11 protein-coding genes and 2 pseudogenes are annotated in these 15,262 nt (G+C 74.9%); 1 reads left to right on the forward strand and 12 read right to left on the reverse strand.

Translation table 11 applies throughout. The features are described from left to right. Positions 1-74 precede the first annotated feature (74 nt). From GA0070621_RS18750 to GA0070621_RS18765, 4 genes are read right to left on the reverse strand one after another with little or no spacing between them, the layout of a single operon-like run. Positions 75-3,620, reverse strand: a complete 3,546-nt coding sequence (locus GA0070621_RS18750) for an SCO7613 C-terminal domain-containing membrane protein (RefSeq protein ID WP_091197647.1) — start codon at positions 3,618-3,620, stop codon at positions 75-77. Between the two features lie 47 nt (positions 3,621-3,667). Further along, entirely contained in the window at positions 3,668-3,988 is a 321-nt protein-coding gene (cutA, locus tag GA0070621_RS18755; protein ID WP_091202602.1) for a divalent-cation tolerance protein CutA, read from the reverse strand. Between the two features lie 56 nt (positions 3,989-4,044). Then, entirely contained in the window at positions 4,045-5,067 is a 1,023-nt protein-coding gene (locus GA0070621_RS18760; protein WP_091197649.1) for a 1-acyl-sn-glycerol-3-phosphate acyltransferase, read from the reverse strand. Beyond that, positions 5,067-5,900, reverse strand: coding sequence for a patatin-like phospholipase family protein (locus tag GA0070621_RS18765; protein ID WP_091197651.1), 834 nt, complete (start codon positions 5,898-5,900; stop codon positions 5,067-5,069). Before GA0070621_RS18765 ends, GA0070621_RS18760 begins: the two co-directional genes overlap by 1 nt. 175 nt (positions 5,901-6,075) lie before the next feature. On the opposite strand from GA0070621_RS18765, the gene GA0070621_RS18770 reads away from it, so the two are divergent. Beyond that, positions 6,076-7,623, forward strand: a complete 1,548-nt coding sequence (locus tag GA0070621_RS18770) for a serine/threonine-protein kinase (RefSeq protein ID WP_167667053.1) — start codon at positions 6,076-6,078, stop codon at positions 7,621-7,623. A gap of 4 nt (positions 7,624-7,627) precedes the next feature. On the opposite strand, the gene GA0070621_RS18775 is transcribed toward GA0070621_RS18770, so the two are convergent. From GA0070621_RS18775 to GA0070621_RS18805, 8 genes and pseudogenes are all read right to left on the reverse strand, one after another. Further along, positions 7,628-8,689 carry a glycosyltransferase family 4 protein gene (locus GA0070621_RS18775; protein WP_231921076.1) on the reverse strand — a complete coding sequence of 354 codons (1,062 nt, stop codon included), beginning with the start codon at positions 8,687-8,689 and terminating at the stop codon, positions 7,628-7,630. Between the two features lie 126 nt (positions 8,690-8,815). Continuing rightward, positions 8,816-9,484 carry a BON domain-containing protein gene (locus GA0070621_RS18780; RefSeq protein ID WP_091197659.1) on the reverse strand — a complete coding sequence of 223 codons (669 nt, stop codon included), beginning with the start codon at positions 9,482-9,484 and terminating at the stop codon, positions 8,816-8,818. A gap of 223 nt (positions 9,485-9,707) precedes the next feature. Further along, complete coding sequence (locus GA0070621_RS18785; protein ID WP_091197662.1) at positions 9,708-11,360, reverse strand: trypsin-like peptidase domain-containing protein; 1,653 nt, start codon at positions 11,358-11,360, stop codon at positions 9,708-9,710. Between the two features lie 62 nt (positions 11,361-11,422). Beyond that, positions 11,423-12,538 (reverse strand): annotated as a pseudogene (locus GA0070621_RS18790) (HAMP domain-containing sensor histidine kinase); the annotation flags it as partial. Between the two features lie 278 nt (positions 12,539-12,816). Next, positions 12,817-12,973, reverse strand: a pseudogene (locus tag GA0070621_RS31295) (two-component sensor histidine kinase); the annotation flags it as partial. After that, positions 12,970-13,671 (reverse strand): response regulator transcription factor, encoded by a 702-nt coding sequence (locus tag GA0070621_RS18795; protein ID WP_091202603.1) that lies wholly within the window; start codon positions 13,669-13,671, stop codon positions 12,970-12,972. The pseudogene GA0070621_RS31295 and the gene GA0070621_RS18795, both read right to left, overlap by 4 nt. An 85-nt stretch (positions 13,672-13,756) precedes the next feature. Further along, the gene (locus GA0070621_RS18800) at positions 13,757-14,374 is read right to left on the reverse strand and encodes a PadR family transcriptional regulator (RefSeq protein WP_091197667.1); all 618 of its coding nucleotides are present in this window, start codon (positions 14,372-14,374) and stop codon (positions 13,757-13,759) included. Next, positions 14,371-15,207, reverse strand: coding sequence for a DUF4097 family beta strand repeat-containing protein (locus GA0070621_RS18805; protein ID WP_091197671.1), 837 nt, complete (start codon positions 15,205-15,207; stop codon positions 14,371-14,373). Before GA0070621_RS18805 ends, GA0070621_RS18800 begins: the two co-directional genes overlap by 4 nt. Positions 15,208-15,262: the final 55 nt, after the last annotated feature.

The following is a 15,262-nucleotide window of genomic DNA, read 5'->3' on the forward strand; positions in this document are numbered from 1 at the left end:
TCCGTAACCAAGGATGCCTTGATCGACTGCGTTGGGTAATCCCGCCAACCCCCCAGCCGTGGGTGGTGCTACCCCTACCCCAACCGGCTGACCAGAGTGCGCAGCCGGGCAAGGTCGCGCCGGCGCCGCTCGTACGTGGCGGCCAGCGTGATCAGCGCCAGCCCACCCAGGCCGAGGAAGATCCAGCGGGGCAGCAGGTCCCAGCCCCGGGCCAGCTCGTGCAGCGCCAGCGGGACCAGCGTGGCCGCGCCCAGCAGGACCGGCGCCTGCCAGCGCCGGACCGCTCCGCCAAGCACCGCGCCCAGCGCCACCAGGCCGAGCGCCAGCCGCCGCCCCGGCTGCGGGTCCGGCGCCGCCAGTACCGACACCAGGCTGGGCAGCAGCGCCGCGGCGAGCCCCGGCCCGAGCGCCAGCCAGCTGTTCAGGCCGGGCCGGGTCCGCAGCGCCACCAGCCCCGCGCCGAGGGCGAGCGCCGCCGCCGGCACGGTGTACGCCTCCAGCACCGTCACCCCGCCGGCGGCCAGCAGCAGCCAGCCGCCGAGCAGTTCGGTGCCGCCCGCGACGCCGGCGAGGATCCACCGTCGGGCCGGCGACTCGCCCCGTCGCACCACGCGTACCGCCACGGCCGCGCCCCACAGCGCGCAGACCGCCGCCGCGTGCCGCAGCGCGCCGACGGTGAGCAGCAGCGCCAACAGGGCGACCGCCTGCGCCGCGACCTCCAGTGCCGGCGTACCGACCGGAGTGGCCGTCCGGGCCCGCAGCAACGGCACGGTGTGCAGGGCCGGCGCCGCCACCGCCAGCACCGCGAAGGCGGCGGTACGCAGCGGCAGCCCGCCGGCCAGCGACGCGGTCACCGCGAAGCCGGTGGCCGCGGCCAGGGTCATCAGCCAGCCGGCGAGCCGGGTGCCGGCGAGCCGCCCCACCACACCGACCACGGCCGCCGCGACGACCACCGCGCCCAGCCCGGCGAGCGTCCCGGCCCGGGTGGCGAGCAGCCCACCCAGCCCGGCGACGCCCAGCGCCACCCCGAGCGGCAGGGTGACCGGCACCAGTGCCGGACGCGCCACGGCGAGCGCGGCCACCAGCAGCACGGCCAGCCCCGTCCCGAACGCCACCGTGGGCACCACCGGCCAGGGCGCGCCGACCGCCGCCAACAGCACCGGCACGGCGATCGCGCCGAACGGCAGCGCGACCAGCGCGGGCCGCCGCCAGCCGCCGCGCCGACCGCGCCGGCTCGGCCCGTCGGACACCCCGCCGCGACCGGACGCCGTCGCCGACAACGGCTGGCTCGCCGCGTCCGACGGCACGCCGCGATCGGACGTCGCGCCGCGACCGGGAACCGCCGGCAGCCCGGCGTACGCCGCACCGGCGGCGCCGAGCAGCAGCAGCGCCAGCCCGGCCCGGGCCGCACCCGGCGCCGGCGTCACGGCCGGCACCCCGGACCAGACCGGTACGGGCAGCTCCAGCAGTACCCGCAGGGCCGCCGGAGCGGCGGCGATCAGCGCCAGCCCGGCCAGCCCGGCGCCGGCCACCCGCGGCGCGTCGCCGGGTCGGGCCGCCCCGCCGGAGGCGAGAGCCAGCAGCACGCCCGCCGCGGCGTAGAGCGCCACCGGTTCGGCGCCGGGTACGACCAGCGGCGCGGACCCGACCGCGGCGAGCGCGACGGCGAAGCCGGTCGAGGCGTACCCGTGCAGGTCGGGCCAGTGTCGACGGACGGCGGGAACGGCGACCACCAGCACCACGACGGCGACCGCCGCGCCGCGCAGCTGCCACCAGGACGGCGCGCCGAAGCCGAACAGCGCGACCGCCACCCCCGCCGGTACGGCGAGCAGCGCCACGCCCAGCGCCACGCCGGCGATGGCCCGCTGCACGGCCTCGCCCCGGCGGCCCCGCACCGCGACGGCCGGGCCGACGGCGGCGAGCACGGCGAGCGCCGCGCCCGCCCCGGCCGGCGCGGCACAGCCGACCAGCAGGGCGTGGCCGAAGAGGACCGCCGCGGCCAGGGCGGAGACCAGCACGGTCGGGTGCCGCCGGCTCGGCCGGAGCACGGCACCGACCAGCAGTGCGGTGGCGGCGACCAGGTCGAACGCCAGCACCAGCGGCCACGGTGCGGTCGCCACGGCCAGCACCGCCAGCGCGCCTCCGACCACCCCGACCGCCAGCCGGACCGCCCGGGGCACCAGCAACGTCACCGCCCCGGCGGTGAGCAGCACGGCGACCGGAAGCTGCCAGTCCCAGGACGGGGTCGGCACCACCCGCCCGCTTTGCCAGGCCGGGAGAGCGGCGCCGGCGACGAGCATGGTGTGGGTGGTGACGGACTGGCCCAGCCCGGCCGCGACCACGAACGCACCCACCCGTGGCCCGACCCACAGCCGCCGCGGCAGCGACCACACCGCGCCGGCCGACCCGACCACGACCAGCCCGGCCGCCACCAGCGACAAGTCTGGGCGCAGCGCGGCGACCGGCCGGATCAGCGCCATGGCCAGCACCGGCACCAGCAGCCCGGCGGCGACCGCCCGATAGGCCCGGCCACCGGCGGCCAGCGCCCCGGCGAGCAGGGCCACCGCCACGAGCACGAGCGGTCCGCCGGCCAGCAGCGGGGTGCCGGCCGCCCGTCCGCGTACGAGCGGAACCAGCGCGCAGCCGGCCGCGGCGACGAGCGCGACGCCGTGCCCGACCCAGCCGAGCACCCAACCGGCGAGCACCGCCGGACTCCCGCCGCCGGCCGACGCCGGTGCGACCCGGTGCCGCAGGGCCACCACCACCGCGAGGTCGCCCAGCGCCACGCCCGTGAAGACCAGCGCCCAGCCGGTGGGCGACGGCTCGGCCGCCGCCACGGCCAGCGGCAGCACCGGCTGCCCGACCAGCAGCGCCGCGAACCACGGCACGGTGAGCCGGCTGAGCCGCGCGTACCCGGCGGCGACCGCCGCGCTGGCCCCCCCGACCAGCGCGGCGTACCGGCTCCCCGGCCAGCCGGCCACCCCGAACAGATCCACCGACCAGGCGGCGTACCCGTCGAGGAGCACCAACAGCAGCCCCACCGCGGCGAACGTCTCGGCGGTGCCGCGCAGCCCGCGCCGACGCGCCACCAGCGGCCCGGCGAGGGCGAGCGCGGTGAAGCCGAGCAGGATCAGCGCCCGGCCACCGACTCCGAAGGCGGCCCAGGCGACCGCGGTGAAGACCACCGCCGCGGTGCCGAGCAGCAGCCCGCCGAGAACGAAGAGCAGGCCCTGCACGGCCCGCGTCGAGGTCTCCGCGCCACCGGGAGGCGGGGCGGCGACCGGCGTCGGACCCGGCGACGGCACCGGCCCGGCCGGACCGGCCGGCGGCACCGACGCGACCGGGCGCGGCAGCGACCCGACCGGGCGCGGCGCGGGAATCTCCGACCGGATCCGCGCGGCCAGTTCCGCCCGGTGCTGCCAGGCCGCGCCGAGCCGGGCCGCCAGGTCCTGGTACGCGACCCGGGCCTGCTCGACCTGCGGCGTCAGCGCGGCGATCTCCCGGTCCAGCCGGACCACCTCAGCGGCCGGCGGGTACGGCGGGCGACCGCAGCCCGGACAGCCGGAGGCGAGATCGGCGGGAGCGCCGCAGCCGGGGCAGGGGTAGCCGGTGTTCTCCACCCGGCCATCATCGTGACCGGCGGGCCGGCCGGACAGAGTAGCGGTACCTAGAAACGGGTGTGCTCGTGCACCCAGGCCGCGTAGTCGGGGTTGCCGCTCTCCACCCGGGTCACCAGGATCTCCGGCACCTCGTACGGGTGGTTGGCGCGGATCTGGTCGACCAGCGCGGCCACCCGGTCCGGTGTGGTCTTGAACTGCACCGACCACTCAGCCGTGGTCTGGATCGCGGACTGCCACCAGTAGGTGCTGTCCACCGGACCGCCGACCTGGGCACATGCCGCCAGTCGTCCGGCGACGGCGGCGGCGGCCAGCAGGTCCGCGACCCGCCGGGCGTCCACCACCGTCGTCACCACGCAGATCTGCTCCACGGACCGCACGATACGTGGAGTTCCTGCCAATCCGCTGTACCCCTACCCGGGACGGCTCAGCCGTCGGCCGACCCGTCCCGGTGCGCCGCGATCCACCGGTCGATCCGCGCCCACCAGTCGAAGAGCCACTCGACGCGTTCCTGGTGCCCGGCGGGAATCTCCTCGGGCGGCACCGACCAGAACCGCATCACGATCCGCTTGTCCATCGGCAGTTCCCGCCACACGTCGGTGACGGTGAGCATCCGGTCCAGTCCGGTGTGGGCGACGAAGACGACCCCGGCCTGCGGGGCGGCGTCCAGGGCGGCCAGCAGCCCGCCCGGCTGCGGGGCGAGCACGTGCCGCATCCGCTCGGCGCGGGACGCCATCCGGTCCAGCCCGAGCGCGCGCAGCCGGGCGATGGCCCGCAGCCGCCGGCCGGGAGTGAAGTTGCCGCCCTCCGGAAAGATCACGAACGCGTCGTCACCGTCCAGGTCCTCGGCGAGGTGGCCGATCTGCGCGACCGCCGCCTCCCGGCCGTCCGGCCCCGGCGCGATGAACCGGTTGGGCAGCCGGTTGAGCAGGACGTCGATCGCCGGGTCCCACTGGAGGCTCTCCTTGAGCACGATCCGCGGTTCCCGGTGGAACCAGTTCACCAGCGCGTGGATCAGGATGAACGAGTCGCCGGGCCCGGCGTGCCGGCAGATGACCAGCTCTGGACGGCCGGGCAGGGCGACGTCCGGGTCGGCGCCGGCCACGTCGATGCGCAGCCGCAGCGCCCAGCGGGCCTGCCAGAACAGCGCCCGCAGGAACCAGCCGGCGAGCCGGTAGTGCGCCCGCTGGAAGGCCGGTGACCGCTTGCGCGCACCGAAGCCGGAGGCCAGCCAGAGCGCGAAGAGGGCGACCAGCGCGGCCGCGTCCCAGGCCAGGTAGACGGTGCCGATCCAGAGCAGCCGCAGCGGCCGCAGCCGCCCCGGCACCAGCGGCGAGAGGGCCAGCGCCAGCAACGCCCAGGCCGGCAGCGTGGTCACCACGGCGAACGCGAGCAGCACCACGCCGGGGGCCAGCAACAACCGGCGTACCCACCGTGGCGGCAGCGGCATCAGCGCTCCAGCCGGGTGTCCAGGTAGCGGCGGGAGGCGGTGTACGCGCGGCTGATCCGGCGCCCCACCGCCGCCAGGTCCCGGTACGCCCACGGGCTGTCCTCGCGCGGTTCCAGCCCGCCGGTGGGCAACACGTGCACCTCGACCCCCTCGGGCAGGGCCGCCATCTCCCGGGCGAACCGGTGCCGTCGCGCGATCTCGAAGGCCACCTGGGCGATCTCCCAGGGCCGGCGGGGTGGGCTGAGCGCACGCTCGATCCGGCCCACCTGAAGCACGAAGATCTGCTTCGCACCGAGGGCGACCGCCTCGCCGACCGGGATGGAGTTCACCACCCCGCCGTCGATGTAGTGCTGGCCGTCGATCTCCTTCGGCGGGAGCAGCCCGGGCACCGAGGCGGAGGCGAGCACCGCCGGCACCAGCGGGCCGCTGTGGAACCAGTGCTCGGCGGCACGCTCGATGTTCGCCGCGCAGCAACGGAACGGGACCTTCAGGTCGGCGAAGGTGGTCTCCTCGCCCAGCTCGTTCTCCAGCAGCCGACGCAGCGGCCGGGGCGAGTGCAGGTGGGTACGGGCGGCGAACCGGCGCACCTGCCGGGCGACCGAGTCGCCGTACACCTCGCTCGCCTCGGGGGAGGCCCAGAGCCGGACCAGCCGGTCGGTGACCGCTTCGCTCGGGTCGGCGGCGACCAGGGCGCCGTTGACCGCGCCGATCGACGTACCGAGCACCAGGTCGGGCCGGATCCGCGCCCGGAACAGGGCCCGCAGCATGCCCACCTCGACCGCGCCGAGCACGCCGCCACCGCCGAGCACGAACGCCACCGGACCGCCTGCCATGCCGTTCATCCTGGCACGCGCCGGTCAGGGCGGCCGGCCGGAGCCGATCGGGCCGCCCCACGCCGCCCCCGGGCAACCCCCGGAATGCACCTTGCGACAACGGACCGGACAGCCGTTGACAGCCCGGACACATTCCCGCAACCTGATACCGCTCCCAAGCCCAGGCAGGTGCGATGTGAAGGCGTCACTGCACGCCGGCAGGCTACTCGCCCGCAGGTACCGGCTCATCGACCAGATCGGGGCCGGCGGCATGTCGGTGATCTGGCGGGCCCGGGACGAGGTGCTGGACCGGATCGTGGCGCTGAAGGTGCTCGCTCCCTCGCTCGCCGCCGACGCCCGGTTCCGCGACATGGTGCGCGAAGAGGCCCGGTCCGCCGCCCAGCTGGTGCACCCGCACGTCACCGCCGTGCACGACTACGGGGAGACGGTGGCGCCGGACGGCGGCATCACCTCGTTCGTGGTGATGGAACTGCTCGCCGGCGAGGAGCTGGAGCACCGGCTGACGGCCGGTCCGCTGCCCTGGCCGGAGGCGGTGGAGATCGGCGCCCAGGTGGCCGAGGCGCTGGCCGCGGCGCACCGGCTGGGCATCGTGCACCGCGACATCACCCCGGCGAACGTGATGATGACCCAGGTCGGCGCCAAGGTGCTCGACTTCGGCATCGCCACCCGCGTCGGCGCGCCCGACGAGGACGAGGACGGCGGCACGTTCGGCACCCCGGCGTACGTGGCGCCGGAGCGGCTGGACGGGGCACCGGCCCAGCCCGCCACCGACGTCTACTCGCTGGGCGTGCTGCTCTTCGAGACGCTGACCGGCCAGCCGCCGTACGCCGCGGACACCTGGGAGCAGCTCAGCGCGGCGCTCGACGAGGCCGGCCCACCGACGCTGGACGGCGTACCCGGGCTGCCGCCGGCGGTCGCGGACGTCTGCCTGCGCTGCCTGGCCCGCGACCCGCGGCGGCGGCCCACCGCGCACCAGCTCGCCACCGTGCTGCGCGACCAGCTCCTGCCCGCCGACCCGCAGGCCGCCACCATGCTCGCCCCGACGGTGACCCTGCCGGCGTTGCCCGCCCCGGCGGCACCCGGGCCGGACCTCCGGCACCCCGCCGTCGGGCCCCACCCGGTCGCCGCCGCCCCACCTCGACCGGCGACGGACGACGAACCGGCCCGGCCCGCGCCGGACGGCGACGCCTCCGCCGGGGCGGGACGACGCCGGTCCGGCGGGCGGCGGCCTCGGTCCCTGCTCGTGGTGGTGGGCGTGGTGGTGGTCGGTGGCGGCGCGCTGCTGACCCCCACCCTGCTCCCGGACGAGCAGCCGTCGCCCGGCGGGCTGCCGACCTCCGGGCCCGTGGTGGCCCCCTCCGCGACGCCGTCGAGCCCCGCCCCGACCTCGACGAGGCCATCGCCCCGCCCGACCCGACCGGCCCCGACGACCAGCGGCGCCACGTCGCTGCCGCCGGCCGGCGGGCTGATCGAGGCGGCCAACCGGATGGACGGGCTGATCGAGGCGGGGCTGGCGGCCGGCGAGATCCGCGACGACGTCGGCGTCGACCTGCGCAACCTGCTGCGCAACGCCGTCGCCGCGACCGGCGAGGGCGCGCTGACCACCGCCGTGGACCGGCTCCGCGCCAAGATCGGCGAGCGGCAGCGCGAGGGCAGCATCAGCCCGGCGTACGCCCAGCGGCTCGACGCCGCCGCCGCCCAGCTCGCCGCGACCCAGGCTTGACCGGTCAGCGGGCGGTGACCGGCACGGGCGCCCGCTGACCGGGTCGCGCCGCGCGGGTGGCGAGGAAGCCGCGGTAGACCGACTCGTAGCCGCCGGCCATCCGCTCCACGGAGAAGTTCTCGGCGACGTGCGCCACGCAGTCCGCCGGGTCCAGGCGGGACGACTCGATCAGCGCCGCCGGCAGCTCGTCGGGGTCGTCGCAGACCAGCCCGGTCAGCCCGGGTCGGACCAGCTCCGGTACGGCACCCCGGCGCAGCGCCACCACCGGCGTACCGGTCGCCATCGCCTCCACCATCACCATGCCGAACGGCTCCTCCCACTGGATCGGCATGATCAGGCAGCGGGCGTCGACCAGCAGCCGCAGGGTCGCCTCCCGGCCGGCGTTCAGCACCAGGGCCACGTCGTCGTCCAGCAGCGGCTCGACCACCTGCTCGAAGTAGCGCCGCTCGGCCGGCTCGTTGCACTTGCCGGCCAGGGTGAGCGGCAGACCTGCCCTCCGGCAGGCACGGATCGCCACGTCGGGCCCCTTGTCCGGGCTGAACCGGGCGAGCCAGAGCACCGGGCCGCGCCCCGGCGCCCGCTTGCGCGGGAAGTCCCGCAGCGGCATCGCGTTGTGCACCGTCCCCACCCAGGGCAGCCCCGGGTTGCCCCGGCGCTGGGCGTGGGATATCGCCACCAGCCCCACTCCGCAGTCGGTGTCGCTGAGTACCGTGCCGTACTCCCCCACCGGGTTTCCGTGCACGGTGGCCACCGTGGGCACCGCCCGGCGGCCGGCGACCAGTGGGCCGATGGTGGTGTGGTCGTGGATCACGTCGAAGTCGGCGGGGGCGATCAGATGGTTGATCCGGGCCAGGTGGGCCAGCTCGGGCAGAGACTCGCCGAGCCGGGCGTACTGGAGTTCCGGAGTGGTGGAGACGAAGTCCGCAGCCGTGCCGTGTTCCCGACCGGTGCCGAAGACCGTCACCCGGTTGCCCCGCTCGATCAGGGCGTCCACCAGCCCGGCCACCACCTGCTCCAGCCCGCCGTAGCCGGGCGGCGGCACCGACAGCCACGGCGGCACCACCATTGCGATCCGCAACGGCCGATCCCGCGAGCGGTCCGACGGCTGGTGGTTCACGGCCACGAGTCCTCCCCGATGGTCCCGGCGTGCGTGATCGGCGGCGCTTTCCCGGCCCGGCCGAGGGCAAACGGGTCAGCCGGCCACCACGATCCGGTCCTTCACCTCGCGTATTCCCGGGGTGGCCCAGGCCGCCCGTTCCGCTTCCTCCCGCTGCCACCACGAGCGGACCACCCCGTCGAGCACCACGGTGTCCCCGCTGAGCCGCACCTCGATCCGTTCCGTGCCGGTCCGCCGCAGCAGGACCCGTTGCAGGTCACGGCGGGTCTGCTCGTCACTCGACGGGGCGGGTGGCCGGACCTCGACCAGGTTGGTGACCCCGCGTACGCCGCGCAGCCGGCGCAGCTCCCGCTCGGCGGTACGCCGCTGGAACCCGTACTCCACCTCGCCGCGAAGCATGATCCAGCCGTCGGCGACGGTCACGTCCAACCGCTCGGCGGGAACGAAGCTGTCCCACTCCAGCGCCCGGCTGGCCGCGATCGCGATGTCGGCGTCGGTACGCTCCTCGACCGCGGGCAGGCGTACCTCGATGTCGCTGGCGACGGCGCGGGCCCCGCGTACCCGGTGCGCGCAGCGCTCGGCGGCCCAGCGCCGGGCGTAGCTGTCCACCTGGCCGGTCAGCGTCACCACGCCGTCGACCACGGTCACCCCGATGTCGGTCGGCCGGGTCTGCGCGTCCCAGTCCAGCTCGGCGAGCACGTCTCGCTGGATCTCCTGATCGGTACGGACGGTGGCGGTGGTCATGGCGTCCCCTCCCGTGCGGGTCCCGGTCAGTCGAGGGTGCCGCCGGACGGGGTGAGCCGGGCTCACCCGGACCGGGTGGGAGACGGGACCGGGTGGAGACAAAGAAGCGGCGGCGGGTGACGGAGCCAACCCCCTTGACTCCGTCACCCGCCGCCAGTGGAGGAGGCAGGTCTGTGTCCCTCAGGACGTCTCGATATCCCTCAGGACGTCTCGTCCGTATCCATTAGGACGTCTCGGCGAGCGTCACGGTTGCCGTCTGGTCCGATCCGTTTCGCTTGAACTGCACCTCGACCCGGTCGCCGACCTTGCCCGACTGGACGGCGCCCACCAGGTCGTTCGAATCCTTTATCACCTTGTCGCCGAACCGGGTGATCACGTCGCCCCGCTGCAGCCCGGCCTTCTCGGCGGCGCTGCCGGGGGTGACCGCGGCGACCAGCGCGCCGCCGTCCTCGGCGCCGTTCACGCTGACCCCGAGCGACGGGTGGCTGACCTTCTCACCGCGCTGGAGCTTCTCGGCGACGTCCTTGGCCTTGTTGCTCGGGATGGCGAAGCCGACGCCGATGTTGCCGTTGCTGCCCTGCCCGGCGGTGGCGATGGCGGTGTTGATGCCGATCACCTCGCCCCGCGTGTTGACCAGCGCGCCGCCGGAGTTGCCCGGGTTGATCGGGGCGTCGGTCTGGAGCAGCCCGGAGATCGAGCTGGCACCCTGCCGCGGGTCCATCTGCTGGCCGCTGTCGCCGGCCTGGATGGTGCGGTCGCGGGCGCTGAGGATGCCGGCCGTGACCGAGCCCTGGAGGCCGAGCGGGCTGCCCAGGGCGAGCACCTGGTCGCCGACCTGCATCGCGTCGCTGTCGCCGAACTTGGCCGCCTTCAGGCCGCTGACCCCGCTGGCCTTGACCACCGCGAGGTCGGTCTTCGGATCGGTGCCGACGATCTTCGCCTGCGCGTTCTTGCCGTCGGCGAAGACGACCTTCACCGTGTCACCACTGGCGGAGGCGACCACGTGGTTGTTGGTCAGCACGTACCCGTCGGCGCTGAGGATCACCCCGGAGCCCTCACCGCTGTCCGTCATGATCGAGACCACGCTGTCCTGGACGGAGGCGGCGATCTTCGGCAGGTCAGCGCTGTTGATCACGGGCGCCGCCGAGTAGTTGCGGGTGATGGTGGTGCCCGAGTTGCCGTTCAGGGCGAGCGCGAGCGCGCCGCCGGCCACCCCGGAGCCGAGCATCAACGCCAGGGCCAGCGCCCCCACGCCGACGAACTTCCCCGCTCGGCTCGGCCTCGGCGCGGGCTGCGGCGAGCCCCACGGCGGGACCGGCTGACCCGGCTGGTGCGGCTGCGCGCCCGGATACGGCTGGTGCGGCTGGTACGGCGGGACCGGCCCGCCGGCCGCCGTCGGGTAGCCGGCACCGTGGTGCGTGGCAGTGCCCTGGTGCGTGGCGGCGCCCTGGTGCGTGGCGGGGGCCCAACCGGTCGGCTGCTGCTGCCCGTACCAGGTGCCAGGCTGCTGCGGCTGTCCGGAGACGGGCTGCTGCGGCTGTCCGGGGACCGGGTACGGCGGCGCGGACGGGGTCGCCGTCGGCCGGGCGTACGGGCTGGCGGGCTGTGCCGCATCGGTGCGGCCGAACTCGGCGGTGGCCGGCGCGTCCGTGCGGCCGAACTCGGCGGTGGCCGGCGCGTCCGTGCGGCCGAACTCGGCGGTGGCCGGCGCTTCGGTGGTCCCGGCCGGGGAGTCGGCCGGAACCGGCGTGGCGGCCGGGGCGGGGGTGGAGGCCGAGGGCACGCTCCCGGTGCGGGGCAGCTCGGCGGTGGGATGCGACGGCTCGGCGTCGGCGAGAGCCGGCGACCGCTGCGGGTCGGTCTCGTGGTCGGTCATGTGTCCACCTTCTCCACTGGCACTGCAATCAGCCTGGAATGCGCCTGAATGTTTTCTGAAAGTCAGTCGCCCGGCTCCGGCGACTGGGGCAGCAGTGGCAGTCTGACCCGGAACGTGGCCCCACCGCCCGGCGTTTCGGCCACCTCGACCGTGCCGTGGTGCGCCGCCACCAGCGCGGCCACGATGGCCAACCCCAGCCCCGTGCTGATCGGCCCGCCGGCCCGGCGGGTCCGCGCGGCGTCCACCCGGTAGAACCGCTCGAAGACCCGCTCGGCCTGTTCCGGGGTGAGGCCCGGGCCGGTGTCCGCCACCTCGACCACGGCCAGGTTGCCGGGCTCGACCCGCAGCCGCAGGGTCACCGAGGCGTCCGGTGGGGTGTGGGTGAGCGCGTTGGTCATCAGGTTGCCGATCACCTGCCGCAGCCGGGCGTCGTCGCCGAGCACCACCAGCGGCCCGGCGCCGGGCTCGATGTCCAGCTCGATCCGGCGCTCCGGGTCGACCGCCCGGGCCGCCTGCACCGCGTCGGAGGCGAGTACCGGCAGCTCCACCGGGGCCAGCGTGATCGGCCGTTCCCGGTCCATCCGGGCGAGCAGCAACAGGTCCTCCACCAGCAGCCCCATCCGGGCCGCCTCGTCCTCGATCCGGCGCAGCAGCCCGGCGGTCTCCTCGGGCTGCCGGGCCGCGCCCTGCCGGTACAGTTCGGCGAAGCCCCGGATTGTGGTCAGCGGGGTGCGCAACTCGTGCGAGGCGTCCGCGATGAACTGCCGCATCCGCTCCTCGGAGCGGCGGGCCCGCGCCTCGGACGCCAGCGCCGACGCGGCCGCGTCCCGGGCGCTGACCTCCGCGCTGCGGGCCGCCGCCTCGGACGCCGCCCGCGCGGTGAAGGCCGCCTCGATCTGGGCGAGCATCGCGTTCAGCGCCCGGGAGAGCCGCCCCAGCTCGGAGGTCGGGCAGGCCCGGCCCTCCTCCGGGTCGGGCACCCGCCGGCTCAGGTCGCCGCCAGCGATGGCCGCTGCGGTCCGCTCGATCTCGACCAGCGGCTTGAGACTGGTACGCACGATCCCCGCCCCCACCGACGCCACGATGATCAGCACCGCCCCACCCACCAACAGGTCGATCCAGACGAGCTGCTTGACCGCCTGGTCCACGCCGGTAATGTGCTGGCCGACCGCAATGAAGCTGTCGCTGTCAACCTGCTTGATCACCACCCGCCAGCGCAGGTGTTTGTCGGCCGCGTCGGTGGTGAAGGCGCCCTGACCGGCGTGCTGCTGATACCAGGGAAACTGCTTGAGCGAGCCGGGCAGGTCGTCCCAGGCGAGCCTCTTGTCCCAGACGACGTTGACCCTGCCGCTGGTCCCGCTGGCGTAGGCCACCATGTAGTCGCTGGGCAGGATATTGTTCTGGGCCGTTTCATCGGCCGGCTTCTCGACCCGGTTCAGGTACGCGTTCAGGTCGTCGTCGACCCGGTTCACCAGATAGCTGTGCAGGAAGTAGGCAGTGAGCGAGCTGATCACGATCAGCGCCGCCGCCACCAGCGCCAGGACGGCGGCGACCAGCTTCACCCGTAGCGGGACGCTGCGCAGCCAGCCCTTCGCGTCGTGGACGGCGCTCACGCCGCCGGCTTACGGAGCACGTAGCCGACCCCGCGCAGAGTGTGGATCAGTCGGGGCTGGGTGTTGTCGACCTTGCGCCGGAGGTAGGAGATGTAGGACTCGACGATGTTGTCGTCCCCACGGAAGTCGTAGTTCCAGACGTGGTCGAGGATCTGCGCCTTGGAGAGCACCCGGTTGGCGTTGAGCATCAGGTAGCGCAGCAGCTTGAACTCGGTCGGCGAGAGCTGCACCCGCTGGCCGGCCCGGTGCACCTCGTGGGTCTCCTCGTCCAGTTCCAGGTCGGCGAAGGTGAGCCGGGAGGGCGCGTGCTCGCCGGTGGCGGTACGCCGCAGCACCGCCCGGATCCGGGCGGTCAGCTCCTCCAGGCTGAACGGCTTGGTGACGTAGTCGTCTCCGCCCAGGGTGAGCCCGCGGATCTTGTCGTCGGTGGCGTCGCGGGCGGTCAGGAAGACCACCGGGGTACGCGTACCCCCCTCGCGGAGCATCCGGATGACCTCGAAGCCGTCCAGGTCGGGCAGCATCACGTCGAGCACCACCAGATCGGGCCGGTGGTCCTTGGCGGCGGTCAGCGCGGCACTGCCGCTGGTCGCGGTGGCGACGTCGAAGCCGGCGAAGCGCAGGCTCGCGGAGAGCAGCTCGAGGATGTTCGGGTCGTCCTCGACGACGAGCAGTCGAGCCTCGGTCTGGGTAGCCACCATGTCACCCATCATCCGTGCCCCGGCTGCGGTCCTGCTGGGTGGATGCTGGAAACAACCTGTGAGCGGGCCGTGCCGGGGCAGCGGATCAGCGGAGCAGCCGGCGCAGCCCGTCCAACGCGCCGTCGAGCAGCCGGATCGCCGTCCGGAGCTGGGTGTCGGTGAGCCGGCCGGCGCGGACCAGCGCGCTCACCTCGACGGTGAACGCGGCGAGCCGCTGGTCGAACTCGGTGAGCACCGGTGACTCGGCGCGCGCCGCCGGACCACCGTTGGCGGTGGGCCGGGTCGGCGGTGGCTCCCAGTGCCCCCGCCGGGTCTGTCGGGCCGCCTCGCGCAGCTCCCGCTTGAGGTCGCGCACCGAGCCGCGTACCTCGCTGCGGATCTCGCCGGCCAGGGCGGACAGGTCCTCGACCGAGGCGCTGATGTCCGATTCCAGCGTGGCCAGCTCGTCGGCGCGCTGCCGCAACTCCGCGCGGCCCGCCTCGGTGATCTCGTACACCTTGCGGCCGCCCGCGGCGGTGTGGGTGACCAGCCCTTCGACCTCCAGGCGTTGCAGCCGGGGGTAGATGGTGCCGGCGCTCGGCGCGTACAGGCCGAGGAAGCGGTCCTCCAGCAGCCGGATCAGCTCGTAGCCGTGCTTCGGGCCGTCGTCGAGGAGCTTGAGCAGATAGAGCCGGAGCCGCCCGTGACTGAACACGGCGGTCACGGCAGCTCCTCCCGGTCGGCGGCGTCCTCGACGGGCCGGGCGAGCAGCGCGATGCTGCCGGAGGTCGCGGACGCCCAGAGCTTACCGCCGCCGCTACCGATGACCCCGTGGCTGTCCTTGATGGAGCCGAAGCCGCTGCCGCCGCCCACCAGCGGGAAGCCGCTGGTGATCCGGCCGGAGGTGGTGTGCAGGTGGACGGTGAGGTCGCTGTCCTCGCGGACGCGGACCGTGATGCTGCCGGAGATGGCACTGAGCCGGATCTCGCTGCCCCGCGGGTTGTCCAGGTCGCAGGTGATCGATCCGGAGACCGCGTGGGCGCGGACCCGCTCGGGCGCGCTGTCGGCGAGGATCAGCTCGCCGGAGACCGTCTCCAGGTCCAGGTCGCCGGCCACGCCGAGCGCCTCCACCGGGCCCGAGATGACCTTCGCCATGGTCTGACCGCGCAGCCCCATCAGGGTCACCTGACCGGAGGTGACGTCGACCCGGGTGTCCCGGCGCAGGCCGGAGACGACCAGCGAGCCATCCACCAGGTGCAGGTCGGCCAGCACGTCGGCCGGCACGGCGACGGAGACCTCGGCCCGGAACCGGCGGCCGAGCTGACCGAGCCACCAGAGGAACCCGGGCCAGCGGGGGTGTCGCTCGTGCCCGACGAAGAGGCGGCCGTCGCGGTGCTCCACGACGACCGGCCGGCGGCTGACCCGGGTGATGTCGACCCGGGCCGGACCGTCGGTGGCGACCACGTTGAGACGGCCGGTGACCAGCCGTACGTCGAGCCGGGTGACCGGCTCGTCCAGAGTGAGCCGCTGCGGGCTGTCGACCGTCCAGTTGGCCATGGCGTCCTCCCCTCGGTGACGCGCCGACCCACGGCACGTCGAGTGACGGGAGAAA

This window comes from Micromonospora narathiwatensis, from assembly GCF_900089605.1.
GTDB classification, from domain to species: domain Bacteria; phylum Actinomycetota; class Actinomycetes; order Mycobacteriales; family Micromonosporaceae; genus Micromonospora; species Micromonospora narathiwatensis.

Coding starts and splice junctions, on each gene's coding strand:
- GA0070621_RS18760 (WP_091197649.1), bottom strand. CDS start 5,067: ATGCCGCTGCCGCCACGGTGGGTACGCCGGTTGTTGCTGGCCCCCGGC.
- GA0070621_RS18805 (WP_091197671.1), bottom strand. CDS start 15,207: ATGGCCAACTGGACGGTCGACAGCCCGCAGCGGCTCACTCTGGACGAG.
- GA0070621_RS18795 (WP_091202603.1), bottom strand. CDS start 13,671: ATGGTGGCTACCCAGACCGAGGCTCGACTGCTCGTCGTCGAGGACGAC.
- GA0070621_RS18765 (WP_091197651.1), bottom strand. CDS start 5,900: ATGGCAGGCGGTCCGGTGGCGTTCGTGCTCGGCGGTGGCGGCGTGCTC.
- GA0070621_RS18780 (WP_091197659.1), bottom strand. CDS start 9,484: ATGACCACCGCCACCGTCCGTACCGATCAGGAGATCCAGCGAGACGTG.
- GA0070621_RS18785 (WP_091197662.1), bottom strand. CDS start 11,360: ATGACCGACCACGAGACCGACCCGCAGCGGTCGCCGGCTCTCGCCGAC.
- GA0070621_RS18775 (WP_231921076.1), bottom strand. CDS start 8,689: ATGGTGGTGCCGCCGTGGCTGTCGGTGCCGCCGCCCGGCTACGGCGGG.